Here is a 26,489-nt window from a genome sequence, read left to right as displayed (position 1 = left end):
CAAGTCTTCAATTAGTTGATCAACAAATTCCCTTAACCGTTGCTGCTGTGTTAGGGACGGTTTTAATTTTTTCTCTGACCCCAGGCAACACCTTAAACTGCAAAGGTGATTTATCGTCCGCTACTTGATTTTGTGGTTTAAATTTAGTTTTAGGTATTGCCAAATCCTAGAGTATCGGGTATACTAGGTATTATAACACAACATTGAAAGGTCGAATCAATGCTTTTATCATTCAAAACCGCGTTAATTCCAAATAACGGACAGGTTACAGCTTTTCGTAAAGCATCTGGAGTAGCTAGACACGCTTACAACTGGGCAAATGCTCAAGTTATAGATATCTTAGCTACTCAAAAAGAAGGCGAAAAACTTAAATTACCATCAGCGATTGACCTGCATAAAAAGTTAGTTGCTGAGGTAAAATCTGAGCATATTTGGTATTACGAAGTTAATAAAAATGTTCCTCAGAAGGCGTTAGCTGATTTACGCCAGGCTTGGGATAGGTGTTTCAAAAAAACATCAAAACAACCACGATTCAAGAAAAAAGGACAACACGATTCTTTCTATTTAGAATCAGGAACTAAGGCGAAACCAGCGATTAAAAATGATGGTAAAAGAATTAAATTACCGTCAATTGGCTGGGTACGTTTAGCAGAACCTTTACCGATTACAGCAACTCATAATTGCGTGATTTCTAGACAGGCTGATAAATGGTTTATTTCTGTTAAATACGAAGTTGAAAAACCTCCTATACTTGCAGACAGACCGACCATTGGCGTTGACATAGGAATTAAGGAGTTAGCAGTTTGCAGTAATGGTGAAGTATTCGGGAATCCTAAAGCCTACCGACGGATGAGTAAACGCATGAAACGTTTACAGCGTAGTGTGAGCAGGAAAATTAAAGGCTCTAATAACCGTAAAAAAGCTGTGAGAAAATTAGCTAAATTACACGCCAAAGTTTCTAATATTCGCCAGGATTCCATACACAAATTAACCTACTATCTAGCTAAAAATCACAGCATTGTAAGGATAGAGGATTTGCACGTTAAGGCATTTTTGAAAAACCATAAATTAGCGGGTGCTATCGCTGACTGTGGTATGTATGAATTTAAACGGCAGTTAGAGTATAAAACTGAGAAATTCGGGAGTGAACTAATCCTTGTGGATCGGTTTTTCCCCAGTTCTCAAATATGCTCTAACTGCGGTAATCATCGTCATAAAATGCCATTAAAAAACCGCGTTTATATTTGTCCTGATTGCGGACATACAGAGGATCGTGACCTCAACGCCGCTAAAAACATTGACCGATGGTTTGCGGATATTTTTATCCCTGTAGCGTAGCGGTTCCTTTTAGGAACTACGGTCAGAAACGGTAAGTTCTACCGAGATTGTCTGTGGAGCGGGCAAACAAGATTGGAAGTCATTCCAAGACCGCGATGAAGCAGGAAATAAACACTAAGATTATCGCTGTCCAGATGTGTCTAGACTTTGGTAATTTTGGGTAAGTTTTATAGAACGGAAAAACCACCCTTGTTTATGATTCATTCTTTGGGGGGAGAAGTATTATGTTATCGGAATTTAGCAATCAATTTAGGGTCAGAACAACCCATGTATGGACTCCAACCCCAAGGACTAGACGGAAAACAGCCTCCTTTATTTAGGGTTGAAGATATGGCCTCACTATATCTGCAAGAAATTCAAACCGTTCAACCTCAAGGACCTTATTTTTTGGGAGGATATTCTTTTGGAGGTATTATTGCTTATCAGATAGCCCAACAACTCCATAGTCAAGGTCAAGAAGTAGCACTTTTAGCTTTATTAGATACCTGTCGTCCTGGATATAAACGCCGGTTATCATTCCTGAAACGAATTTCTTTACATATCAATCATATTGTCCACCGTGGTCCTAAATATTTTTATAACAGGGCTAAAGGTTGGTATAAACACGCCAAGTACCAGATTGAAAAGGTTTATCAGTCTTACTTTCACAAATTTACCGATATCGTGAAAACTGCTTCCAGACTACCTGAAGCTAATCAGTATATAGACATTATTAATGCTAATACTCAAGCTCTGAATACTTATGTCTTTCAACCTTATGGGGGGAAAGTAACTCTCCTCCGCACTAAAGATGAAAATCGCGCAGATGGTATAGGCGTAGTATATCAACCGGAATTTGGTTGGAGTGAGATCATCACAGGTGAATTAGATGTTAAGTACATTCCTGGTTCTCATCTTTCCCTCCTCAATGAACCCAATGTTAAGGTATTGTCTAAACAAATGAAAATTTGTCTGGAACAAGCTCAAAATCGAGAATAGTACCGCTTTCTCGGAATTTAGAATTTAGAATTTAGAATGAATACGGATAAGCTTTTCACAGATTCGGAATGGTTCATTAACTTATGCCGGACTGTACTAGTAGTCCGTCAAGAACTAATTGACGGGTTCATTCGTTGCCATTTTCATTCTTCCTTCTTCCTTCCTTCTTCCTTCGTGTCCTTCGTGCCTTCGTGGTTCGTTTCTTATCCGTCAAAATTTACTTGACAGACTACTAGTACCACTAGAATTCAAAATGCGTTTTTTAGAATCTTTGTAGAGACGTTACATGGGTATGGATTATCGGCTCTACCTTATTTTTCGGTCTAGAACATGACTCAATTTTGGATTGTTTAACCAAAAACTTCAAATTTGTTGATGTTCATGAATTTTAATGATACCACTGCAAATATTTGTGATATAAATATAAAGTACGGTATTCCTACTTAAAAACCGTAGATTATTTGCAGAGGTGTAAAACCAGTGGGCATAGTAGTTGAAAACGTCTCTAAACAATTTGGTAGTTTCCAAGCAGTTGAACAGATAAACCTGGAAATTCAGAGTGGTTCGCTGGTGGCTTTACTTGGTCCGTCTGGATCTGGTAAATCTACTCTATTGCGATTAATAGCGGGCTTAGAATTACCAGATACAGGCAAAATTATTCTCACAGGTAAAGATGCCACCAATCAAAGTGTGCAGGAAAGAAATATTGGGTTTGTGTTTCAGCACTATGCCCTATTTAAACATTTAACTGTTCGTAAAAATATTGCCTTTGGTTTAGAAATTCGCAAAGCTCCCAAAAAGAAAATTCAGGGAAAAGTAGAACAGTTACTAGAACTGGTCCAATTAAGTGGATTAGGCGATCGCTATCCTTCGCAACTTTCCGGTGGACAAAGACAACGGGTAGCATTAGCTAGAGCATTGGCTGTAGAACCTAATGTCCTCTTATTAGATGAACCATTCGGCGCTCTTGATGCTAAAGTCCGTAAAGACTTACGAGCTTGGTTACGTCGTCTTCATGATGAGGTTCATGTTACCACAGTTTTCGTTACTCACGACCAAGAAGAAGCAATGGAAGTTTCTGATGAGATTGTGGTGATGAATAAAGGTAAAGTTGAACAGGTAGGAACACCCGCACAAATTTATGATCATCCGGCATCTGCATTTGTGATGAGTTTTATCGGTCCTGTGAATGTATTACCTAGTTCTGCAAAAATCTTTCAAAGTAGCGGTTTTGAATCAACAAATCCAGAAACATTTTTGCGTCCCCAAGATATCATTATCGAAACCGTTAGTAATGGAACAACAGCACAAGCTACAGTGAGCAGAATCATTCATTTAGGTTGGGAAATTCAAGTTGAATTAACCTTAGATGACGGACAAATGATGACAGCACATTTAACAAGAGAACGGTTCGATCAATTAAAATTAGAACCACAAGAAAAGGTTTATGTTAAACCTAAAGATGCTAAATCTTTTCCACTTTATTATTCAATTTAGGGAAGAGGCAAGAGGCAAGAGGCAAGAGGCAGGGAGCAGGGGGCAGGGAGCAGGGAGCAGGTGGAAATTTTTTCCCCTTACTACTGACCACTGACCACTGACCACTGACCACTGACAACTGACTAAATCAAAGATTTGGCTTTTTCAGATGCTTTTCCTAATCCTACCAACTGGTAGCTAAGATCCCACATTCGCTTGCCTTTTTCATCATCGCGGGCTTGGGGAGAAACCTTTTGTCCAAAAGATTCCCGTCCTTCTTTTTGACGATTTCCCCAACTCCAATAAATACCAGATTGTTTGTATTCAGGATCAGCAACTACCATTGCAACCCGTTCTCCTGATAATTCCTCAGTTACAAATCCTCCAGTAATATACTTTTGGAAAAGAGGGAAAATCTTCTGGAACAAAGGATAATGATTGCGGAATAAAGCCGTTGTTGCCACACAACCAGGATAGAGAGAACTGAAAGTAATACCAGTGGACTCATGAAAACGGTTATGTAGTTCGCGCATGGTAAGAACGTTACAAACCTTACTATCTTTGTAAGCTTTAACTGGTTCAAATTGCTTACCGTCAATCATGCAAATGGGATTTTGGAAACCCGCTGCAAAACCTTCAAAATTACCTAAATCTGGACGAGGAGGAATCTTTCCACCCAATTCATCTGGGTTGTGGGTAACAGTTCCCAAAATTACCAATCTTTTATCAGCCGCAGGTGATTTTTGCAAATCTGGTAACATCAAATTACACAGAAGAAAATGTCCGAGGTGATTTGTGGTAACAGTTAATTCAAATCCTTCGGGAGAAAATAAAGGCTCTTTGATTAAAGGCATATAAATGGCAGCATTGCAAACCAAAGCTTCCAAAGATTTGCCAGTAGCCCTAAAATTGTTGACAAATTGTCTCACACTTTCTAAAGAACCTAAATCAATCTGCATAAGTGTGTAGCTATTTGCTGGCATTCCTACACTTTGGGCAGCTTTTTCGGCTTTAATCAAATCTCTACAAGCCATGATAACGTGCCATTGTCCTTTATCAGCGAGAGCCTTGGCTGCTTGTAAACCCACTCCCGAAGAAGCACCTGTGATGATTGCTGTTGACTTACGATTTTCTACCATTTGTTTAGACCCCTTTGACTATACTTTGAGTTTAAAAGACAGTATATATGATCTCATAATCTCATACTTTTGAAATCCAGATTTGTTAAAGGTTTCAACATTTTATTTCTAATATAAAAACCAAACCCTTGTTAAATCAGTAAAAGCCTTGATGAATAAGGGACTTCCAAATAAAAAAATGTCCCAAAACTGACGCAAAAATTCTCTCTCTGTGTTCTCTGTGCCTCTGTGGTTCGTTTATTGGGATAATTTATTTCTTGGAAGTCCCTAAGGGTTTCAAATTTTTATCTCCCGACAGTAATAAAAGACGGATAAATTCGTCAGTAAAAAATATTTAATCTGTGTGGAAGTTCGTTAACTTTTCTTAACACTAACCCCAATATTCGAGACGTTGAGGCAAAATGTCCTTTAGAAGCATCTAAACTGAAATTATAGTCTTCATATTTTACCCATTCATTATTAGTAATATTTTCTATCCACCCAAATCTAACTGCAAACTGTTGATGATTTTGAACAATATGCTTTTGGATGCTAAAACCAAATTTACTATCACTATATTTCAGCCAAAATTTATTAATTATATGTAAATCAACTAACCAACCTATATGTTCACAAAGATTACTATGTTTATTGCCAAAGCACCCAAACCAAAAAATATAGCATCAATATTTAACCTGCTTTGGAAAGATATAATTCATCTTTGGTGGCTTTGGCAATAATAACATCACAAAGAAATGCCTAAATTCAACCCTAATACAGCATGAACAAACATAATCAAAAGAGTTGTACTTCCTAAATAAGCATGAACTGCACGCAAACCAGCTTTATCTCCAAAAAATCCACTTAGAGAAATTACACCATTAATTAATAACAGTATTAGTACCAGTGAACCAGTCCAAAAATGAGGACTTGCAAACAGTGGTTTTTGCTGCATTACCAACGACAAAACCCCACCAGTATATCCACCTGCCAAAAATATAAATAACCAAGGTGCTAATTGACGATGAGCATTACGGCTTTTAATCGCTGCATCTTTATCCTCCAGCAACTTACCACGCCAGCCAGTCACACCAACAAAAGTCCCCACCACAAAAATCACAATCCCCATCATTGCTGGATGTCCCCAATGCACAATCGGTTCAGGAACACCGAAGGAACGAAACCAAGCTGCAATTGGTTCTAAAACCGCATTTATATTTATCATCTGACAGACACCATTATTTGTACTTTTCAACTTTTCTATCTCCCCCAGCGTAGCTACCGTGTATACGCAAGTGATTGAATCACCCCCTACCCCCCAAAATTGGAGGAACAAGAATTTTCAAAGTCCCCCAGAATTGGGGGATTTAGGGGGCGAAATAGGCCGAAACAAAGACAGGTAGGACTTGTATGTACACCGTAGCCCAGCGGAGGGGGATTAAAAATTTTATTCCAGTCCTATTGTTTAACTTACGGTATTTTTCAGCAATGGGAAACCCAGCTTCTCCCTTTGCTCAACATATAAATGAGCTACTTTCCGAGCCAAATGCCGAATCCTAGTAATATAACGAGTCCGTTCCGTTACCGAAATTACCCCTCTAGCATCAAGCAAATTAAAAGCATGAGAACACTTAATCACATAGTCCAAACTAGGTAAAACCAAACCTCGCTCTGTTAATTGAGTAGCTTCCTGCTCATATAAACCAAACAGCGTCAGCAGCATCTCAGGATTTGACGCTTCAAAATTATAAGTACACTGCTCAATTTCACCCTGAAGATGAACATCACCATAAGTAATGTCATCCGTCCATTGAATCTTCGTAATTGCCTCCACTTGCTGGAGATACATCACCAATCTCTCCAAACCATAAGTAATCTCAATAGATACAGGACGACAATCAATTCCCCCACATTGCTGGAAATAGGTGAATTGAGTAATTTCCATCCCATCTAACCAGACTTCCCAGCCCGTACCCCAAGCCCCCACCGTCGCATCTTCCCAATTATCTTCCACAAACCGAATATCGTGGTCTTCAGGACAAATCCCTAACGCCCGTAAAGAATCAAGATAAATTTCCTGGATATCATCTGGTGACGGTTTAATCAAAACTTGGTATTGATAATAATGTTGAAACCGATTTGGATTTTCCCCGTAACGTCCATCTGTAGGACGACGACAAGGTTCAACATAAGCCACAGACCAAGGCTCAGGACCCAAAGCCCTGAGAAAAGTATGGGGATTCTTAGTACCTGCGCCCTTCTCCATATCATAGGGCTGGGCAATCAAGCACCCACGCTGTCCCCAAAACTGATGCAATATCGCTATTACCGACTGAAAATTCACTATTTACTCTTCCTTGAGTCAACAATTCCTCACCCATTGTGGACTAAACCCAGCATTGTGAGCAGTTTTCAGGCGAATAAAAAACAATCTTCAAAAAAGATTGAAAAAGTAGTTGACAAACCAAAGGATGTTCGATATATTAAATAAGTGCCTGAAGCGAAGCGAAACAAAAGCAACGCCGAAAGTCACACCGAACCTTGAAAATATTATAGTTTGAAAGCCAGAATACAGCAAGTACCCTGCGTCAGAAAAAGAAAATAACCTGACCGTGGTTGTAAAAACGGTTGAAAGAGCTTATAACAGACGAACCAAAATGGAGAGTTTGATCCTGGCTCAGGATGAACGCTGGCGGTATGCTTAACACATGCAAGTCGAACGGTCTTTTCGGAGATAGTGGCGGACGGGTGAGTAACGCGTAAGAATCTACCTTCAGGTTCGGGACAACCACTGGAAACGGTGGCTAATACCGGATGTGCCGAGAGGTGAAAGGCTTGCTGCCTGAAGAAGAGCTTGCGTCTGATTAGCTAGTAGGTGTGGTAAAGGCGCACCTAGGCGACGATCAGTAGCTGGTCTGAGAGGATGATCAGCCACACTGGGACTGAGACACGGCCCAGACTCCTACGGGAGGCAGCAGTGGGGAATTTTCCGCAATGGGCGAAAGCCTGACGGAGCAATACCGCGTGAGGGAGGAAGGCTCTTGGGTTGTAAACCTCTTTTCTCAGGGAAGAAAAAAATGACGGTACCTGAGGAATAAGCATCGGCTAACTCCGTGCCAGCAGCCGCGGTAATACGGAGGATGCAAGCGTTATCCGGAATGATTGGGCGTAAAGGGTCCGCAGGTGGCATTGTAAGTCTGCTGTTAAAGAGTCACGCTCAACGTGATCAAGGCGGTGGAAACTACAAAGCTAGAGTGTGGTCGGGGCAGAAGGAATTCCTGGTGTAGCGGTGAAATGCGTAGATATCAGGAAGAACACCGGTGGCGAAGGCGTTCTGCTAGGCCAAGACTGACACTGAGGGACGAAAGCTAGGGGAGCGAATGGGATTAGATACCCCAGTAGTCCTAGCCGTAAACGATGGATACTAGGCGTAGCTCGTATCGACCCGAGCTGTGCCGTAGCTAACGCGTTAAGTATCCCGCCTGGGGAGTACGCAGGCAACTGTGAAACTCAAAGGAATTGACGGGGGCCCGCACAAGCGGTGGAGTATGTGGTTTAATTCGATGCAACGCGAAGAACCTTACCAAGGCTTGACATGTCACGAATCCCGGTGAAAATTGGGAGTGCCTTCGGGAGCGTGAACACAGGTGGTGCATGGCTGTCGTCAGCTCGTGTCGTGAGATGTTGGGTTAAGTCCCGCAACGAGCGCAACCCTCGTTTTTAGTTGCCAGCATTAAGTTGGGCACTCTAGAGAGACTGCCGGTGACAAACCGGAGGAAGGTGGGGATGACGTCAAGTCAGCATGCCCCTTACGTCTTGGGCTACACACGTACTACAATGCTCCGGACAAAGGGCAGCTACACAGCGATGTGATGCGAATCTCATAAACCGGAGCTCAGTTCAGATCGAAGGCTGCAACTCGCCTTCGTGAAGGAGGAATCGCTAGTAATTGCAGGTCAGCATACTGCAGTGAATTCGTTCCCGGGCCTTGTACACACCGCCCGTCACACCATGGAAGTTGGTCACGCCCGAAGTCGTTACCCCAACCGCAAGGAGGGGGATGCCTAAGGTAGGACTGATGACTGGGGTGAAGTCGTAACAAGGTAGCCGTACCGGAAGGTGTGGCTGGATCACCTCCTTTTAGGGAGACCTAATCCATTTAGAAATCGAAGGTAATGAAAATTATCAACAGAAACTAAGTTGGTCTAACCTAGGTCGGTCGCAGACTTGAAGTAAAGCTTTCAAACTATGATTTGGTTCGATTAGGGCTATTAGCTCAGGTGGTTAGAGCGCACCCCTGATAAGGGTGAGGTCCCTGGTTCGAGTCCAGGATGGCCCACCTGAAGGAAATCAAAAGTCAAAAGTCAAAAGTCAGAAGTAAATATTTTTGAAGCATGACTAGAAATTTTGAGTTCTTTTTGGGGGTTTGGCTCAGTTGGTAGAGCGCCTGCTTTGCAAGCAGGATGTCAGCGGTTCGAGTCCGCTAACCTCCACATTTGGAAAAAAGATAGCACCTGAAACTATGAAAATAGTTTTTGAATGCTGGGTTAAATTCCAGCCAGAACCTTGAAAACTGCATAAGAGAAAGAGAATTAGCAGAGCAGACGTGAAACATGAGAATGTTTCATCAAAGCAGACAAAAAGAAATGTGGTCAAGCTAATAAGGGCTAATGGTGGATACCTAGGCACACAGAGGCGATGAAGGACGTGGTTACCGACGAAATGTTCCGGGGAGTTGGAAGCAAACTAAGATCCGGAAATGTCCGAATGGGGCAACCCTATGTACTACCTGTTGAATATATAGACAGGAAAGAGCCAACCCCGCGAACTGAAACATCTTAGTAGCTGGAGGAAGAGAAATCAAACTAGAGATTCCCTAAGTAGTGGTGAGCGAAAGGGGAAGAGCCTAAACCAAGGGATTTATCCTTTGGGGTCGTGGGACAGCGATATCGAATCCGTTAGGTTAGACGAAACAGCTAAATACTGTACCAGAGGGGGTGAAAGTCCCGTAGTTGAAAACCAAAGGATAGTAGCTGAATCCCGAGTAGCATGGAGCACGAGGAATTCCATGTGAATCAGCGAGGACCACCTCGTAAGGCTAAATACTACTGTGTGACCGATAGTGAACAAGTACCGCGAGGGAAAGGTGAAAAGAACCCCGGAAGGGGAGTGAAATAGAACATGAAACCATAAGCTTACAAGCAGTGGGAGTCCGATTTAACGGATGACCGCGTGCCTGTTGAAGAATGAGCCGGCGACTTATAGGCACTGGTAGGTTAAAGCGAGAATGCTGGAGCCAAAGGGAAACCGAGTCTGAATAGGGCGTTAAATCAGTGTTTATAGACCCGAACCCTGGTGATCTAACCATGTCCAGGATGAAGCTTGGGTAACACCAAGTGGAGGTCCGAACCGACTGATGTTGAAAAATCAGCGGATGAGGTGTGGTTAGGGGTGAAATACCAATCGAACCAGGAGCTAGCTGGTTCTCCCCGAAATGTGTTGAGGCGCAGCGGTAATGATTAAATTTGGGGGGTAAAGCACTGTTTCGGTGCGGGCTGGGAGACCGGTACCAAATCGAGACAAACTCAGAATACCCAGAAGAAGACATTGCCAGTGAGACAGTGGGGGATAAGCTTCATTGTCAAGAGGGAAACAGCCCAGACCACCAGCTAAGGTCCCCAAATCATCACTAAGTGATAAAGGAGGTGAGATTGCCTAGACAACTAGGAGGTTTGCCTAGAAGCAGCCACCCTTGAAAGAGTGCGTAATAGCTCACTAGTCAAGCGATCTTGCGCCGAAAATGAACGGGGCTAAGTGATGTACCGAAGCTGTGGGATTGATATTAATTTATTAATCGGTAGGGGAGCGTTCCGTCGTAGGTTGAAGCAGTAGCGGCGAGCAGCTGTGGACGAAACGGAAGTGAGAATGTCGGCTTGAGTAGCGCAAATGTATGTGAGAATCATACACCCCGAAACCCTAAGGGTTCCAGAGCCAGGTTCGTCCACTCTGGGTTAGTCGGGACCTAAGGCGAGGCCGAACGGCGTAGTCGATGGACAAAGTGTCAATAGTCACTTACTGTTCTATGGGAGCATGATTAGGGACGCATCAAAGATAGCCATACCCTGATTGGTTTGGGAAGGGTTTACGAACCCTGCGTGGTGAAGGATAGTGCCAAGAAAAGCTAGTTATGTGATGAAGATAGAACACCCGTACCCGAAACCGACACAGGTAGGGAGGTTGAGAATACCAAGGGGCGCGAGATAACTCTCTCTAAGGAACTCGGCAAAATGGCCCCGTAACTTCGGAAGAAGGGGTGCCCACCTAAGAAGTGGGTCGCAGTGAAGAGATCCAAGCGACTGTTTACCAAAAACACAGGTCTCCGCCAACTCGTAAGAGGACGTATGGGGGCTGACGCCTGCCCAGTGCCGGAAGGTTAAAGAAGCCGGTCAGCGAAAGTAAAGCTGGCGACTGAAGCCCCGGTGAACGGCGGCCGTAACTATAACGGTCCTAAGGTAGCGAAATTCCTTGTCGGGTAAGTTCCGACCCGCACGAAAGGCGTAACGATTTGGATGGTGTCTCAGAGAGAGACTCGGCGAAATAGGAATGTCTGTGAAGATACGGACTGCCTGCACCAGGACAGAAAGACCCTATGAAGCTTTACTGTAGCCTGGAATTGTGTTCGGGCTTCGCTTGCGCAGGATAGGTGGGAAGCGGTGAACTACTCCTTTTGGGGAGTAGGGAGCTAACGGTGAGATACCACTCTGGCGAAGCTAGAATTCTAACCCACGACCGTAAGCCGGTTGGGGAACAGTTTCAGGTGGGCAGTTTGACTGGGGCGGTCGCCTCCTAAAAGGTAACGGAGGCGCGCAAAGGTTCCCTCAGCACGCTTGGAAACCGTGCGACGAGTGTAAAAGCAAAAGGGAGCTTGACTGCAAGACTGACAAGTCGAGCAGGTACGAAAGTAGGCTTTAGTGATCCGACGGCGCAGAGTGGAATGGCCGTCGCTCAACGGATAAAAGTTACTCTAGGGATAACAGGCTGATCTCCCCCAAGAGTCCACATCGACGGGGAGGTTTGGCACCTCGATGTCGGCTCATCGCAACCTGGGGCGGAAGTACGTCCCAAGGGTTGGGCTGTTCGCCCATTAAAGCGGTACGTGAGCTGGGTTCAGAACGTCGTGAGACAGTTCGGTCCATATCCGGTGCAGGCGCAAGAGTATTGAGAGGAGTCCTCCTTAGTACGAGAGGACCGGGAGGAACGCACCGCTGGTGTACCAGTTATTGTACCAACAGTAAACGCTGGGTAGCCAAGTGCGGAGAGGATAACCGCTGAAAGCATCTAAGTGGGAAGCCCACCTCAAGATGAGTACTCTCACTACGATAAGTAGGTAAGGTCACGGGCAGAACACCCGTTAATAGGCTTTATGTGGAAGTACAGTAATGTATGAAGCAAAGAAGTACTAATAGACCGAGGGCTTGACCTCTATTCGATTTTGTTATTGTTAATTCTCTTTCTTTTTGCAGTCTTCAGGGTTTTGTTGTTCGTCAGTGGTCATTGGTCAGTAGCAACTGACAATGGACAACTGACAACTGACCCAAAAGTCTTTCTTGGTGTCTATGGCGCGGTGGAACCACACTGATCCCTTCCCGAACTCAGAGGTGAAACGCTGCTGCGGCGACGATAGTTGAGGGGTAGCCCTCCGTGAAAATAGCTCGATGCCAGGTTTAATATTTACAATAACAATGCCTCTCATTATATAATAATGAGAGGCATTGTTTTTTAGGATGTAATAATAATCCTCCACTCATAATCTAACAAGTGATACCTTCTATTGCGCTTGTTGTTATGTTTAATCTAACACTTTTCAATATATGATTTATAATCAGGTATATGTTAGTAAAAACCAATCTATTTAATGTGATTGAATACTATGCAAACAATAACCTTAAACTCTCATGTTGGTCAAGATGGAATATTGCATTTAGATATTCCTGTAGATGTTAGTAATACTGATTTTAATATTACTGTTATTTTAAAACCTATTAATGATTCTCAACAGCAAAATCAACCTAAAGGAAAAGGTTGGCCTGCTAATTTTTTTGAAGAAACTTCAGGATGTTTAAAAGATACTCCTTTAACTATAGATTCAGAGGGTGTTTTTGATGATTTAGAGGATTTTAAATTGTCATGAAATATTTGTTGGATACAAATGTATGTATTAAATATCTGAATGAAGATTTGATTATTCGCAGGAAATTAGAAAACACTGATTTAGAAGATATTGCGGTTTGTTCAGTTGTTAAATTAGAGTTATTTTATGGAGCGATGAGAAGTGATAATCCTAATCAAGTTTGGGCAAAAGTTAAGCGATTTTTAGAAGTATTTATTTCTTTGCCTTTAGATGATATTTCAGCTTTAAATGCTGGTAGGATTCGCGCTCAATTAGCTAATATTGGTACTCCTATTGGTTATAATGATTTGTTAATTGCTTCTATTGCACTGTCTCATGATTTAATTTTAGTCACTCATAATACTAAGGAATTTGTCAGAGTTGAAGGTTTAAAAATAGAAGATTGGGAAATTGAAAGGTAGAAGTTTGTGAAAGCGATTTCTAGGTCGCGGTTCGCTATCGCACTCCCAACTCATAACCCAAAAGCGATTCATAAGGAGCGGTTCACTATAGCGGTATGTACTTAGGTGAGATACAGTCATTAAATTGCAAACTCTGTAGGGGCGCGGTTTCCCCGCCCTAAATTGTATTTCATCCGACCCAGAACCGCTATATCACTCTCATCACCCTATACATCTCATTTTATGAAAATTTGATATAAGTGTTGGGTGCATGAGATATTGAAGTTAATGATTAAAACAATAACTTTTTTGTCTGCCGCACTCCAATAACTATGATTTCAATCTTTATGGTTTGTAATCATAAAACATTCCATTATCTGCTACTCGATATATACCAGCTTGTCCATTAGCATTCTCAATTCTTACTAAACTATCTCCTACATTTGTAAATGAGCGATGATTTTTACCCCAGCCTTTGTATTCATATAAGAATGACATATCTCCATTTTCAGCTATGCGATAAATTCCAGCATGACCTGAAGGGTCATATAGTATAACCATATCCGGTCTTATTGCATGAATAATCGTCCAGTTAGGGCTCCAACTCCCATATGTCCGAATGATTTGTCCCTGAGCAGTTACAATGAAACCCGTACCTTTTGAGCGATCAAAAATAAGACGATATCCATTTCTTATGTTTACAACTATATCTGGTGTTATAGTTGGTTGAGAAGCTCTTGCTTTAGTTTGACCATCGTTGTAAGCATCACCACCATTTTCCATAACAGCTGTGTAGTAAGCATCAGCCCTTCCATTACAAGCTATTTTTAGAGGTTTTCCGAACCAAGTATTATGGTCTTTTGCACATATACCTAACATTCTGTTATGAAAAGCCTTATCGCATTCTTGCTGTGATTTGCCTAAAGTATCATAACAAGCATCATGTTCATTACAAGCCACTCTAAACTGACTAGAACCAATGGGTGAGAGTATTCGAAGTAAATACCAACTTGAACCACTACCACAACCAGAAGTTTGTGCTTGAACTTGTTTCGGATTGGATAAATCCACCATTTGAGAAACAGCTAAAGTTGCGGTGAAAACCAACGTAGTCAAAAACTTTGATAATTTCATATTTTTAGACTTATTTTTCCTGATTTCGTATTTTCTTTCAAAATTTAAGTAAATAAAAGCCTATAAAAGACTATGTTTTTGTAATAAAATATTAACTAATGTATTAAAATAGCTTACAACGATGCGTAACAATACGCTATAATTGCTGAAAACCTTATCATAATTTGATGTTATGAATGTTACTGAAATTTTACAATTTGCAGATCAATTGATCATAAATAAGACAGGAAAACGTTTAGATGATCTACAAAAAACTGTCATTACAGGAGTCTATGAAGGAAAAACTTATGAGACAATTGCGGAAGAGTGTAATCGTAGTGAAAGTCGCGTTAGAAGTGTTGGACGTAAATTATGGCAAATTTTATCGGAATCTTTAGGAGAAGATGTTAATAAGCATAATTTTTGTTGGACAATCGAAAGAGTTATTAATTCTCAGCTTGTTAATATTGTTAATGGTAATATTCATTATTGTCCTAATAATACTAAATCCTCTTTTGAAAATACAAAAGAAAGTATTAAACATCAACTCTATCAAGATTTAAAATTAGCTCCCAAAATAACCAAATTTTGCGATCGCACTTCGGAAATTAATACTTTATCTAGTTGGATATTAAATCAAAATATCCATTTAATTTCAATTTTAGGCTTATCTGGAATTGGTAAAACCACTCTTATCAAAAGATTTATTGATTTAAATTTAGATCAATTTGAAGTAATTATCTGGAAAAGTTTAAAATTCCCTAAATCCTTAGATTTACTGGTTAATGATTTATTAAATACTTGTCAAAAAGAACCCAAACAAACTATAGACAATAAATTAAAACAATTATTTGATATCCTCACTAATAAAAAATGTTTAATTATCCTTGATGATGTGCAAAATATATTCACCACTGGTCAGTTTGCTGGACAATATCAAACTGAATACAAAGATTATCAAAAACTTTTCACAATGATTACAGAAATTAAACATCAAAGTCATATCATATTAATTAGTCAAGAACAATGTCCAGAAATGGAATGTTTAGATGAGGAATTATATCCTATTAGATATTTAGAATTATCAGGATTAGACAATACAGATATTTTAAAAAACACAGGATTACAAGATGAAGAAAGCTGGTTAAACTTAATCAAGTTATATGAAGGTAATTTGATGTATTTAAAAAATATTGCCATGTTAATTAATAAAAACTATGATGGTCAAGTAACTAATTTTCTAGCTGAGAATACTTTACATATTACCAATAAAATTCAGTCTCATTTTCAAGAGATATTTAACTATCTATCACCCACAGAAAAAGAAATAGTAGTACAACTGAGTAAGTTTGAACAACCTATGTCCAGAGAAGAATTAAGGCAAAGTTTAAACTTATCATCAGTTAATTTTAATAATGGTTTACAGTCTTTACAACAAAGGTATTTGGTAACAAAAATAAACAATGGTAAAATATTGTTTCAATTATATTCAGTTTTTAGGGAATATGTAAGAACTTTTTCTAAAGTTGATAATGATCGAATTTAGAAGAATAATCAAAATGATTTTTTAATTAAAAATTGTACACTACGGGGACATATATTTTATCAAATTAAGGTCACTAGAAAAGTGATTAGGACAGATCACAATTTCACACACAAATACTTCAAGAAATATGACCAAATAATGGTAATTTAATTAAGTATTAATTCGGTTATTGATCGGTAGTTATTGATATTTTGGTGAATTTTAGACAACAAGAACTTATCTTTATTCCTGTCTAACTACCCACTCAATTCTCCTCAATTTGTTTCACGACTTTTTCAGCAAGCCCTAGTTATCTTTCAACCCTGTTAATTGTTATATGCAATATCGTCGTTTTGGTAAAACTAATTTACACCTTTCTGTTTTTTCTTTAGGAACAATGCGCTATTTAACTAATAGCGAAAATGTTCAACAGACTATTGAAAAAGCTTTATTTTTAGGAATTAATCATCTAGAAACAGCTAGAGGTTATGGTGACAGTGAAATATATTTAGGTAAAGCTATACAAGCTGGTTTATCAGTACCTCGTAGTCAACTTTATATTACTACCAAAATTCCCCCCACAGCGGATGCTGATACTATGCGTCAGTATATTGATGAATCTTTAAACCGGTTAAATTTAGATTATCTGGATTGTTTAGGAATTCATGGATTAAATACTTGGCAACATTTAGAATGGGTACAATCTAAAAACGGTTGTATGCAAGCAGTAGAGGAAGCTCTAAATGATGGGAGAGTGCGACATATTGGTTTTTCTACCCACGGTTCATTAGATGTAATTCTAGCAGCTATAAATACAAATTTATTTGAATTTGTTAATCTCCATTATTACTATTTTTTCCAACATAATGCCCCCGCGATTCAGTTAGCAATAGAGAAAGATATGGGCGTTTTTATTATTTCTCCTGCTGATAAAGGCGGAAAATTATATACTCCACCCCAAAGGTTAAAAGAAATCTGTCATCCCTTCACACCATTAGATTTAAATTATCATTTTCTGCTTAGTGACAAACGCATTACTACTTTGAGTGTTGGACCATCAAAACCGGAAGAGTTAGTAATACCTCCAGAACTTTTTGATCATAATAACGAATTAACAAAAGCCGAAATTGCTATTTTTGAAAAATTAGAACATCAGCAAAATCATGTTTTATTAACTGATAAATGTAGTCAATGTTATGCTTGTTTACCTTGTCCGGAAAATATTCATATTCCCGAAGTTTTAAGATTACGAAATTTAGCCGTAGCCTACGATATGACAGATTATGGTAAATATCGTTATGGAATGTTTGAAAATGCTGGTCATTGGTTTCCGGGAATGAAAGCGAATCGTTGTACAGAATGTGGTGATTGTTTGCCCAAATGTCCAGAAAATTTAGATATTCCTACTTTGCTCAAAGATACCCATGATAGATTAGAAGGTAAAGCCGGAAGAAGATTATGGGGATAACAAAAGAAACTTGTTTTAAACATTAGTATTTTTAACTCTTACTTCTTCAACTTCTGCTAATGTTTCTACCGTTAGGGGTGTGGATTGACTGGCACCGGATAGAAGTTTTAAAAGATTAGGACGGGCATCATATAATAGATAGATAATACGATCGCCTATTTCCCATTCTTCAGTAGCAGACATTACTAGTAGATGTTCTTCTCGTTCTAACAATAGTGGGACTAAAATCCCATCTTGAATTTTTTCTTGTATGTGTTGTTTTTGAGAGGAAAATTCTGCATCATTTAATGTTGTTGTTCCCAACTTCACTTGTCCACTACTCAAATATTCATTCCAAGTTTTTATCGGTAAATCTGACACAAAAGCTTGATTAACCTTACTATTCTCCGAAGGAGAACCTTGAGGGTGACGAGGGAATATAGCTAAAACACGGGGGGGATTAAATTCCTCAGCAGCCCGTTGTGCTAAGACAAAATTTACTTCACCATTACTTGTAATGGCCAAAAAAGTCCCCATAGAACCAATTCCAGCTTCTTCCAGGATTTCTCCGTCCAAAGCGCTACTAGCAATCACGCGGAGATTTTGAGCTTCAGCTTGAGCTAAACATTCTGGGTCAGTATCAATCATGACTACACTTTCTCCCCGTTCTTGAAAAAAGCGGGCAATTAATAAACCCAAGGGATTACAACCAACAATTACCGCCCCAGTTGCATCTTGAGAGGTGATTCGTAACCATTTAACCAACCATCCAGCAGTTAAACCTTGACAAAAAACCGTCATAATAATTGTCAAAAAAACTAAAGCTTTAATCGAGTCACCACCATTAATGCCTCGCTGCGTCAGTAAAATCGCAAACAAGGAAGCTACAGATGCGGAAACTATGCCCCTAGGTGCAACCCAACTTAAAAACAGTTTTTGTCGCCAATTCAGATCACTATTCCAAGTACACAAAATAATGTTAATTGGGCGGACTACAAACATTAACACCAAAACGGTGAATAGACTTCCCCAACCTAAAGCGAACACACTGGCAATAGATAAATCAGCCGCTAGGAGGATGAACAATACAGAAACGCTGAGAATTGTTAACTGATTTTTAAAACTTCGCAATAACCGCTCTTCTGGAACTGAGGAGTTAGCAAATACCGCACCTGCCACTACTGTGGTCATAATTCCCGATTCAGAACGGATCATTTGCGCTAGGGCAAACAACACCCATAACACCGCCAATACAACCAGATTTTTCAGTTCAAAGGAAATGAAGTTGGCACTTTTGAACATCCAACTCATTAAGTACCCACCAACGCCACCAATGCCCGCACCCACCGCGAAACGTAAAATTAGACCAATAATGGCATTAATTGGGTCTGTATCACCGTTTAAAATTGTATCTAGGACAACGTAAGCTAGGATAGCTCCCACGGGATCAATTAAAATCCCTTCTCCTTCTAATAGCGTTGCTACTTGTCGATCTACATTAATTTGTTGAATCAATGGACCAATTACAGTAGGTCCAGTAACGACGACAATAGAGGCATAGAGAACTGCTATATTCCAAGGAAACTCACCTAACCAGTGAGCGGCTAAACTTCCCCCTAGCAGGGTGATCAGTGTTCCCAGTGTCACAAGTAACTGGAGACTGAGGGAAACTTTGCCCAACTCCCGTCGATCTAATTTGAGTCCACCTTCAAACAGAATGATTGCTGTTGCTAGGGAAACAATCACTTCTAATCCTGTGCCTAGTAAGTGCGGTTGCAATAGTCCCAGACCGTCTTTACCTAAAAGGATGCCTAATAGGAGTAGTAAGACAATGCTGGGTAGTTTGAAATATGCAGCCATTACCTGAGCGCTAATGCCTGCAAAAACAGTGATCACCATCTGGAGGGTGATTTCAAAAGGTGCTTCCATGTTGTAGATTTTGAGCCATTAATTTCAAAATCCTCTCTAAAGAATCATAAACATTAAGTTTACAAAAATTGTAGTCTGATTATTTTTTCTTGCAAAAGGGAAAAACCCATAGATAGAGATTCTGATACTTTTAACCGAGACATTCCCTGCCCTGACATCTGAGATATCGTGAATGTCTCCCTGCACCCCTGAATCCTATGGCTAAAAAAAAGTTTGCAAAACCTCTTGACATATCTAAAAAAAACCTTTATATTACTAAAAGTGAAGAAAAAAACACGCCCCCATCGTCTAGAGGCCTAGGACACCTCCCTTTCACGGAGGTAACAGGGATTCGAATTCCCTTGGGGGTACTAAAATCAGGGATAGAAAAAGAGAAATCTTTTTTTATCCCTTTTTAATGTTTATATAGTTTTTGTATGGGCATATCTACAGAATTTAGTAGAGTAGAGACGTTCCATGGAGCGTCTCTACAAAGGTTATAGAAACTGCACATTTCATTTCTGGATATGTCTAATAGTTGTGTGTTTTGCTATATTTACATAAGCACTTAAGAATGATATTATACCATGAATATCAAAACTATTAGCTTTGTATCATCATGTCAGCATCTACAGATGAATCGAACCAAAAGAATATTACCATTAGCGATCAACCTACGGGAAAAGATAGTCTGGGTTTGACACCTTATGTCATTGCTATGACTGAGTTTTTAACTCATCCTGAAACTAAAGCACCACTAACTATTTCTGTTGAGGGTGAATGGGGTAGCGGTAAATCTTCTTTTATGAAGCAACTGGAAAAACAGATTGAACTGAAATCTAAAGAGTTATTTGAAGACGAACAAAAAAAAGACTTTGAAAAGCTTTTGGGAATTCTTCAAGAAGACCGTTTAGTTGCCACTGAATCAGCAAAAATTTTGATTTAGGTGATTTCTCAAAATGATTCTACCGATTAGGAAAGCGAACAATATTTCTCCCCTACGATGGAATCAGTTCTCAAAAAAATTTTAATTAATCGCTTGTGAACATTTAATTGCCCTAGAGGCATTTTGATTATATTAGAGAAAAGAGAAATAGAGCATAAATATTACAGTCTAATATTTCAGGAGAGCGGTAAAACTATAAAAACTTTGTAAATTGTTTCCAATGAACCATCTAAAATTACAATGTATGTAATGCTGAAATTGTCATTTTGCAAAAATATTGTATGAATATATCTCCCAAGATAATTGTTTTTGGTGCAGAAGGCTTTCTTGGAGAACATATTATTCAGGAATTAGTAAAAAACAATTTTAATGTATATGCTGCTCTCGCAAATAAGTCTAAATACTCTACAGATACCTTTAGCAATCAAATAACTTATTATGAAGGTGATTTAGAAGATTACCAATATATCCAGAAATGCTTAGAGGGAATGGATGCAATTATCTTTGCCGCAGAATGTAACAGCAATGTAGAAATTACGCAGAAATTTTTTACAGCCCTTAAAAATCATCAAGATATTCGCGTAGTGTATACATCTTCTCTATCTACTATTGCTGGTAGTAAAACACCGATAATATTTTCTGAAGATTCTGACCGGACTCATATCAGCGAAAGCTATTTAAGTCCTGATGATTTAGCAAAAATTGGCTGCGAACAAATAGCACTCGAATCCGTTAGAAAAAATCATAACATTGTCATCATCAATCCAGGTTTTATGTTAGGACCTGGAGCTTTTAGCAACTCACAAATTACTACATCAGGCTTGGTTTTGAGGTTCTGTCAGCATAATTTCCCATTTTATGTAAATGGAGGATATTCAGTTTGCGATGTTCGGGATGTGGCAAAAGCTCATGTTACAGCACTTACTTATGGACAAAGTGGCGATCGCTATATTGTTTCTGGACATAATCTTACCATGGCAGAAATTTATCATCTTATAGTAATGATAACTGGCTTTGGCAGTCCTCAAGAGTTACCTGTTGGCATAGCCCATTCCATGTCGTTGTTGCTTAAGAAATTATCTTCGCTATTTCCTAATATAGTCAAAAACTCATATCATCCAGATTTTGTTAAACCCGCTTGTCTTTATTATTATGGTGAATCTAAAAAAAGTATCAGTGAGCTTGGCTATAATATAACTCCAATTGCTACGACAATTTTAGATACAATTAAATACTTTTATGATCAAGGTTTTATCTCTGAAAATATGCCTTTTTTAGAAGTCATGAATAATAGTAATATTCAAGTAATCGCTTATCTAAGAGAAATGGTCAAATCTCACTCATTGTCGAGTTTTCTATTCCCGAAACTTCCAGAAATTTATAGAATTTGTGAGTTGAATCATTATTTAAACAATTTTTTAGCAGACTTAGTGGATGAGAACATATTTAATGACAAAAAAGGAAAATTTCAGATAAATCCAAGCAAACATAAAAAATATCAGCAAACTTTTAATAAGCTTTTTGAATATATCTATTTTGCATCCGATGATTTTCTGACAAAAGTATTGTGAGAAATTATTTATCAATACCTTAGAGGTTGTTTGAAAAGTAATCCATTGTGATTTTTTACCCCCCTTAATCCCCCCTTACAAAGGCTACGGTGTACACACATCTCTAGACAGGATGCTAAACGTGATCCGATCCCCCTAAATCCCCCTTAAAAAGGGGGACTTTGAAGAATTTAGCCCCCCTTTTTAAGGGGGGTTGGGGGGATCTAAACGTTGTGGGGCAACTCTAGAAGACTTGTGTGTACACCGTAGCTTACAAAGGGGGGAAACCGGAAAATCAAGTTCCCTCACCTTTACAAGGGGAGGGTTAGGGTGGGGTAAAAAGATATTGGATACATCAATCATGACTTTATAGCTACGCCATGCTTCGCTATCAAACAACCTCTTAACCAAACCCGACAAAGCAAAAAAATGGTGAAGGTATTGATCTATTTAAGATTTACTTTATAAACAATTTCTGAGTGTGAATATGAGCCTAGATAATAATTTTCCAGGAAAAAAATGGGACATTTGTATTGTCGGTACTGGTGCAGCAGGAGGAATATTAGCACATCAGTTAGCAATGAATAATTTTTCAGTAATTTCCTTAGAACATGGAGAAAAAATTGATAACAATTACTTCTCAAACCAATTAAATCCTGAACATGAGGAAAATTTCGGAATTGCTGCTGATATGCCTTGGCCTTTAGACCAACCAGAATCATTTCACTATGATAACTTTCAGGCAAATCAACTGTATGCTAAAAGTGACATATTGTCGACTTCATCCAGTTCCGCAGAAGTTTTTCGTAACCATCAGATTTTTCGACTTAATGGCAAGCAAAATTTATGGAATGGTGTTTGCCTAAGATATTCAGAAAGAGATTTTCGCGGTCAAGATTACGGAGATTCTAATTCAAATTGGCCAATTAGCTACGCCGATGTTGAAGATCATTACACAGCAGTTGAAAGATTAATAGGTGTTTGTGGGACTAAAGAAGGTCTCGATTGTTTACCAGATGGAGAATTTATTCCAGCCAAACCACTGCGTCCTGCTGACAAAATTGTGATGGAAGCCGTAAAAAAAGTCAGTGGTGTGAATATTAAAGCTATTCCCAATCGGAAAGCGGTGGAAACACGTCCAGAAGTTGCTCATCATTGTCAAAGTTGTGGTGCTTGTCATTATGGCTGTAGTTCTGGAAGTATGTATAAGTTTTCTAGCCATTTACTTCCACAAATAATTCACAGAAGTAACTACCAAATTAGATATAACTGTAAAGTCATCCGTTTGCAAAGGAAACAAGATTCTCATCAAATTTCTGCTGTCGAATATATAGATATTAAAACGTCCCAGAGATTTCAAATTGAGGCTAAGATTTTTATCCTAGCTGCTGGTGCTATGGAAACACCAAGAATCCTATTTAATTCTCACGATGATTTATTCCCACAAGGATATGCAAATAGTTCCGAAACTTTAGGATGTTACCTGCAAGATAATATTAAGGCCAACGTAGGTACTTCTTTACTGAAGCTGATTGGCAGGCAAGAAAAATATGATGTTGGTTTTGGAGATAATATATTACTACCTCGATTTTTGTTTGATAATAAAAACTTTCGCGGTGGGTATATGGCGCAATACCATAATTCATATCCTAAACGACCTTACTATTTAGATGGATTGGAAACTTGTCCAAGTTGGATGAAAAAGCATCTAGCAAAATTACTGTTTAAAAGCTATGCTGTCATACTTTTTCAAGGCAAACCTGAAGTTAAGAAATCAAACCGTGTTGTTCCCAGTCAAGAGCTAGATATTTATGGAATTCCCAAAGTTGATGTTGATTATGAAGTAACAGAAAATGACCTTCGTATGCAGCAAAGCATGATTTCCTACGGGAAGCAGATCCTCCGCAAATGCTCAGGAACTGTGATGTTTGCGTATACATCCAAGCCGGGAAACTCAATTCACTATGCTGGTACGTGCCGCATGGCCAACAATAGTTATGAAGGAGTTTTGAATAAAAATTTAAGGTCATTCGACCACGAAAATCTTTACATTTGTGATGGCAGCGTTATTCCTGAAATATCCGAAAAGAACTATACGTTGACAATTATGGCTTTAGCTCATCGTTTGGCATTATATTTATCTAAAGAGATAAAAATAGGTTAAGGGACTTGAAATTTAATCATGTACCAATCGAATAAAGTTAAACTTTTATATTGCCGTTAAGTCTTTGGTACTTTACTTTCATGCTCGTCCTAGTAGTCTGTCAAGTAAATTTTGACGGATAAGAAACGAACCACGTTCGCGGAGCGTCCCGGAGGGATATAGGAACGAAGGACACGAAGGAAGAAGGAAGAAGGAAGAATCAAAACGGCAACGAATGAACCCGTCAATTAGTTCTTGACAGACCACTAGGGTGTTAATTTTGACAAATAAATTGCCCTGACTGTCACCCACAAAATTACAGCACTTCCCGATGTTATGAGGTACAAGAACCCCACCCCCAACCCCCTCCCCGCAAGCAATGAGGGGGCTAAGATGTACCTCATAAGAGCGGAAACCGCTGTAACATCCTAGGCAAGTGCGACTTAACCCATTTTTTCTATTTTCTCTCTCACTGCTAATTTCGTTAGTGATCTCACCAATAAATACAGGCAAAAACCACATATACAAAAAACCGCTATTGCCCAATTATTATACTTATTGATCATCAAGATTAATCCTGATAAAAGACTAAATCCGGTTAAACAAGCATAGATTAAGGCTTTGACTGCTAGATAAATTCGTCTTAATATGCGATCGCTTTCAACATTTTTAACTATTAATTGTAACTCTCCCCTTTCAACTCTTTCTTCTAATTTTTTAAATAAAACTTCGGTTCTATTCGGTTTTGTGAGTTGATATTGCAGAAAATCCTTAGTTTGTTTACTTAATTGAGCTATCGCATTGCCTTTACTTTTTGTAATTGCTATGCTTCTGACAAACGGTTGGGCTGATGCTGTAAGATTATATTGAGGATCTAAAGTTCTCGCAATACCATCTAATGTGGTTAAGGCTTTAAGAATAAATATCATTTGAGCCGGTAAGCGAAATGGTTGCTGTTCAAACATTTCATAAAGTTCACTTTTTACCTCACCCAATGCTTTAACATCCAAGGGTTTATCAGTAAATTTATCTAATAAAAATGTGATTAATCTTTTAACTGGAGTCATATTGGGCATAGGTTCAATTAATCCCATGCTTATGAGAGTATCTACTACTTCATTACTATCCTTTTTTAAGATAGCAAAAAAAGTTTTAATCATTTGATCTTTATCTAAAGTTCCGATTTCTGACATCATGCCAAAATCATAGAAAATAATACTACCATCTGGATTAATTGCCATATTTCCTGGATGAGGATCTACTTGAAAAAATCCATCTTGTAATAATTGCTTTAAATAACAACTAATACCCCTTTCATTTATTTTAGTAAGATTAATACCACAGGCTTGTAATGTAGCTTTATCATTAATTTTAATTCCCGGTTTATATTCTAAAGTTAATATTTTAGTAGTGGTATATTGCCAATATACTTTAGGGACAATTATGTGAGAATGTCCCTGAAAATTTTCTCTGAATTTATCAGAATTTTTACCTTCTTGAATATAATCAATTTCCTGAAATAATAAATTAAAAAATTCATCATAAATTAAGTTTAAATTATATTTCCTCATTCCCACAAAATAACGATTACAAAATTTAATTAATTGTAATAATATCTTAAAATCTAAATTAAATAAAGCTTCTAAACCTGGACGTTGTATTTTAACAACTACATCTTCACCTGTGTATAATTTAGCTCTATGAACTTGACCTAAACTAGCAGCAGCTAAAGGATTAGATTCAAATTCTTTATAGATAAGTTGAACAGGTTTACCTAATTCTAATTGAATCATACTCATGGCTTCTTGACTACTAAAAGCGGGAACTTGATCTTGTAAAGTTCCCAAAGCCTCTATATATTCTAAAGGTAATAAATCAGCACGGGTTGATAAAGATTGACCAATTTTAATAAAAGTAGGTCCTAAATCAATTAAAGTATTAACCAACCAAGCGGCGCGATTTTTCTGATGTTGTAAAGAATCTTGGGGAAAAATACTATCCCACCAAAGATATAACATAAATTTACCCGCAGCCATGAAAATGTCTATTTGTCGAGATAAAACCGAATATTTAGTTTTTTGCCAACGAAATTTTTTAGATTTTGCGATCATAAATAAAAACAATAAGCGTCCAGTGTGTTGAAAGTAAACGAAAAAAACAAAAAATCAATTTATAAAAATTAAGTTATTTTCACCAAGTCAGAATTATGAGAATATTTCAGGAGGATATGCTCTATCTGATTTAGGCACTACTTTTCCATGTCACTCAATTTATCAGATTTTAAAGGTAATTTTTAGTTATTTGTTTTCTACCACTGCAACAGTTACCTTCAAATTCTTTTTTAGGGGAGATTGTGGTCAGTTATTGGAAATACAA

The 26,489-nt window shown here is 38.7% G+C and carries 17 protein-coding genes, 3 tRNA genes and 3 rRNA genes; 16 read left to right on the top strand and 7 right to left on the bottom strand.

Annotation, left to right across the window (positions count from 1 at the left end; all coding sequences use genetic code 11):
- Positions 1-219: 219 nt before the first annotated feature.
- The 3 genes from EZY12_05830 to EZY12_05820 all read left to right on the top strand — a co-directional run bounded on the left by EZY12_05830 (position 220) and on the right by EZY12_05820 (position 3,813).
- A complete protein-coding gene (locus EZY12_05830) occupies positions 220-1,338 on the top strand; it encodes a transposase (protein ID QSX69168.1) in 1,119 nt (372 codons plus the stop codon).
- A gap of 195 nt (positions 1,339-1,533) precedes the next feature.
- Positions 1,534-2,316 carry a hypothetical protein gene (locus EZY12_05825; protein QSX69167.1) on the top strand — a complete coding sequence of 261 codons (783 nt, stop codon included), beginning with the start codon at positions 1,534-1,536 and terminating at the stop codon, positions 2,314-2,316.
- A gap of 480 nt (positions 2,317-2,796) precedes the next feature.
- Complete coding sequence (locus tag EZY12_05820) at positions 2,797-3,813, top strand: TOBE-like domain-containing protein (protein QSX69166.1); 1,017 nt, start codon at positions 2,797-2,799, stop codon at positions 3,811-3,813.
- A 122-nt stretch (positions 3,814-3,935) separates the two neighbouring features.
- On the opposite strand, the gene EZY12_05815 is transcribed toward EZY12_05820, so the two are convergent.
- The 4 genes from EZY12_05815 to glyQ all read right to left on the bottom strand — a co-directional run bounded on the left by EZY12_05815 (position 3,936) and on the right by glyQ (position 7,254).
- Entirely contained in the window at positions 3,936-4,931 is a 996-nt protein-coding gene (locus EZY12_05815; GenBank protein QSX69165.1) for a protochlorophyllide reductase, read from the bottom strand.
- Between the two features lie 320 nt (positions 4,932-5,251).
- Complete coding sequence (locus EZY12_05810) at positions 5,252-5,587, bottom strand: GUN4 domain-containing protein (GenBank protein QSX70534.1); 336 nt, start codon at positions 5,585-5,587, stop codon at positions 5,252-5,254.
- Positions 5,588-5,655: 68 nt separating this feature from the next.
- Positions 5,656-6,135, bottom strand: coding sequence for a DUF4079 domain-containing protein (locus EZY12_05805; protein QSX69164.1), 480 nt, complete (start codon positions 6,133-6,135; stop codon positions 5,656-5,658).
- A 240-nt stretch (positions 6,136-6,375) separates the two neighbouring features.
- Positions 6,376-7,254, bottom strand: coding sequence for a glycine--tRNA ligase subunit alpha (glyQ, locus tag EZY12_05800; protein QSX69163.1), 879 nt, complete (start codon positions 7,252-7,254; stop codon positions 6,376-6,378).
- A 310-nt stretch (positions 7,255-7,564) separates the two neighbouring features.
- On the opposite strand from glyQ, the gene EZY12_05795 reads away from it, so the two are divergent.
- The 7 genes from EZY12_05795 (at position 7,565) to EZY12_05765 (ending at position 13,502) form a co-directional block, all read left to right on the top strand.
- Positions 7,565-9,051 (top strand): 16S ribosomal RNA (locus EZY12_05795).
- A 124-nt stretch (positions 9,052-9,175) separates the two neighbouring features.
- Positions 9,176-9,249 (top strand) — tRNA-Ile (locus EZY12_05790).
- A gap of 81 nt (positions 9,250-9,330) precedes the next feature.
- A tRNA-Ala gene (locus tag EZY12_05785) sits at positions 9,331-9,403 on the top strand.
- Positions 9,404-9,560: 157 nt separating this feature from the next.
- Positions 9,561-12,393 (top strand): 23S ribosomal RNA (locus tag EZY12_05780).
- A 123-nt stretch (positions 12,394-12,516) separates the two neighbouring features.
- A 5S ribosomal RNA gene (rrf, locus tag EZY12_05775) occupies positions 12,517-12,634 on the top strand.
- The 16S, 23S and 5S rRNA genes sit together here with 2 tRNA genes alongside, the layout of an rRNA operon.
- Before the next feature lie 206 nt (positions 12,635-12,840).
- The gene (locus tag EZY12_05770; GenBank protein ID QSX69162.1) at positions 12,841-13,101 is read left to right on the top strand and encodes a hypothetical protein; all 261 of its coding nucleotides are present in this window, start codon (positions 12,841-12,843) and stop codon (positions 13,099-13,101) included.
- Entirely contained in the window at positions 13,098-13,502 is a 405-nt protein-coding gene (locus EZY12_05765) for a type II toxin-antitoxin system VapC family toxin (GenBank protein QSX69161.1), read from the top strand. Before EZY12_05770 ends, EZY12_05765 begins: the two co-directional genes overlap by 4 nt.
- A 324-nt stretch (positions 13,503-13,826) precedes the next feature.
- Here EZY12_05765 and EZY12_05760 read toward each other — a convergent pair whose 3' ends face one another.
- On the bottom strand, positions 13,827-14,615 hold the full coding sequence (locus tag EZY12_05760; GenBank protein QSX69160.1) for a hypothetical protein: 789 nt from the start codon (positions 14,613-14,615) through the stop codon (positions 13,827-13,829).
- A 172-nt stretch (positions 14,616-14,787) separates the two neighbouring features.
- Between EZY12_05760 and EZY12_05755 the strand changes: the two genes are divergently transcribed.
- Entirely contained in the window at positions 14,788-16,140 is a 1,353-nt protein-coding gene (locus EZY12_05755) for an AAA family ATPase (protein ID QSX69159.1), read from the top strand.
- A gap of 316 nt (positions 16,141-16,456) precedes the next feature.
- Entirely contained in the window at positions 16,457-17,587 is a 1,131-nt protein-coding gene (locus EZY12_05750; GenBank protein ID QSX69158.1) for an aldo/keto reductase, read from the top strand.
- 15 nt (positions 17,588-17,602) lie between these two features.
- On the opposite strand, the gene EZY12_05745 is transcribed toward EZY12_05750, so the two are convergent.
- Positions 17,603-19,495, bottom strand: coding sequence for a cation:proton antiporter (locus EZY12_05745; GenBank protein QSX69157.1), 1,893 nt, complete (start codon positions 19,493-19,495; stop codon positions 17,603-17,605).
- Positions 19,496-19,772: 277 nt separating this feature from the next.
- Between EZY12_05745 and EZY12_05740 the strand changes: the two genes are divergently transcribed.
- From EZY12_05740 to EZY12_05725, 4 genes are all read left to right on the top strand, one after another.
- Positions 19,773-19,845: transfer RNA gene (locus tag EZY12_05740), tRNA-Glu, on the top strand.
- Positions 19,846-20,093: 248 nt separating this feature from the next.
- On the top strand, positions 20,094-20,420 hold the full coding sequence (locus EZY12_05735; GenBank protein ID QSX69156.1) for a hypothetical protein: 327 nt from the start codon (positions 20,094-20,096) through the stop codon (positions 20,418-20,420).
- 281 nt (positions 20,421-20,701) lie between these two features.
- Positions 20,702-21,991, top strand: a complete 1,290-nt coding sequence (locus tag EZY12_05730; protein QSX69155.1) for an NAD-dependent epimerase/dehydratase family protein — start codon at positions 20,702-20,704, stop codon at positions 21,989-21,991.
- Between the two features lie 466 nt (positions 21,992-22,457).
- Positions 22,458-24,134, top strand: coding sequence for a GMC family oxidoreductase (locus EZY12_05725; protein QSX69154.1), 1,677 nt, complete (start codon positions 22,458-22,460; stop codon positions 24,132-24,134).
- A gap of 422 nt (positions 24,135-24,556) precedes the next feature.
- Here EZY12_05725 and EZY12_05720 read toward each other — a convergent pair whose 3' ends face one another.
- Positions 24,557-26,224 (bottom strand): AarF/ABC1/UbiB kinase family protein, encoded by a 1,668-nt coding sequence (locus tag EZY12_05720; protein QSX69153.1) that lies wholly within the window; start codon positions 26,222-26,224, stop codon positions 24,557-24,559.
- Positions 26,225-26,489: the final 265 nt, after the last annotated feature.

The organism is Dolichospermum sp. DET69, from assembly GCA_017355425.1.
Taxonomy (GTDB): Bacteria; Cyanobacteriota; Cyanobacteriia; order Cyanobacteriales; family Nostocaceae; genus Dolichospermum.
The sequence above is the reverse complement of the archived record's forward strand: the minus strand, read 5'-3'. Positions and strand labels throughout refer to the sequence as shown.

Excerpts from the sequence above, each read along its gene's own strand:
- EZY12_05830 (QSX69168.1), top strand. The coding sequence starts at position 220 with ATGCTTTTATCATTCAAAACCGCGTTAATTCCAAATAACGGACAGGTT.
- EZY12_05825 (QSX69167.1), top strand. The coding sequence starts at position 1,534 with ATGATTCATTCTTTGGGGGGAGAAGTATTATGTTATCGGAATTTAGCA.
- EZY12_05815 (QSX69165.1), bottom strand. The coding sequence starts at position 4,931 with ATGGTAGAAAATCGTAAGTCAACAGCAATCATCACAGGTGCTTCTTCG.
- EZY12_05805 (QSX69164.1), bottom strand. The coding sequence starts at position 6,135 with ATGATAAATATAAATGCGGTTTTAGAACCAATTGCAGCTTGGTTTCGT.
- EZY12_05770 (QSX69162.1), top strand. The coding sequence starts at position 12,841 with ATGCAAACAATAACCTTAAACTCTCATGTTGGTCAAGATGGAATATTG.
- EZY12_05765 (QSX69161.1), top strand. The coding sequence starts at position 13,098 with ATGAAATATTTGTTGGATACAAATGTATGTATTAAATATCTGAATGAA.
- EZY12_05760 (QSX69160.1), bottom strand. The coding sequence starts at position 14,615 with ATGAAATTATCAAAGTTTTTGACTACGTTGGTTTTCACCGCAACTTTA.
- EZY12_05755 (QSX69159.1), top strand. The coding sequence starts at position 14,788 with ATGAATGTTACTGAAATTTTACAATTTGCAGATCAATTGATCATAAAT.
- EZY12_05750 (QSX69158.1), top strand. The coding sequence starts at position 16,457 with ATGCAATATCGTCGTTTTGGTAAAACTAATTTACACCTTTCTGTTTTT.
- EZY12_05745 (QSX69157.1), bottom strand. The coding sequence starts at position 19,495 with ATGGAAGCACCTTTTGAAATCACCCTCCAGATGGTGATCACTGTTTTT.
- EZY12_05735 (QSX69156.1), top strand. The coding sequence starts at position 20,094 with ATGTCAGCATCTACAGATGAATCGAACCAAAAGAATATTACCATTAGC.
- EZY12_05730 (QSX69155.1), top strand. The coding sequence starts at position 20,702 with ATGAATATATCTCCCAAGATAATTGTTTTTGGTGCAGAAGGCTTTCTT.
- EZY12_05725 (QSX69154.1), top strand. The coding sequence starts at position 22,458 with ATGAGCCTAGATAATAATTTTCCAGGAAAAAAATGGGACATTTGTATT.
- EZY12_05720 (QSX69153.1), bottom strand. The coding sequence starts at position 26,224 with ATGATCGCAAAATCTAAAAAATTTCGTTGGCAAAAAACTAAATATTCG.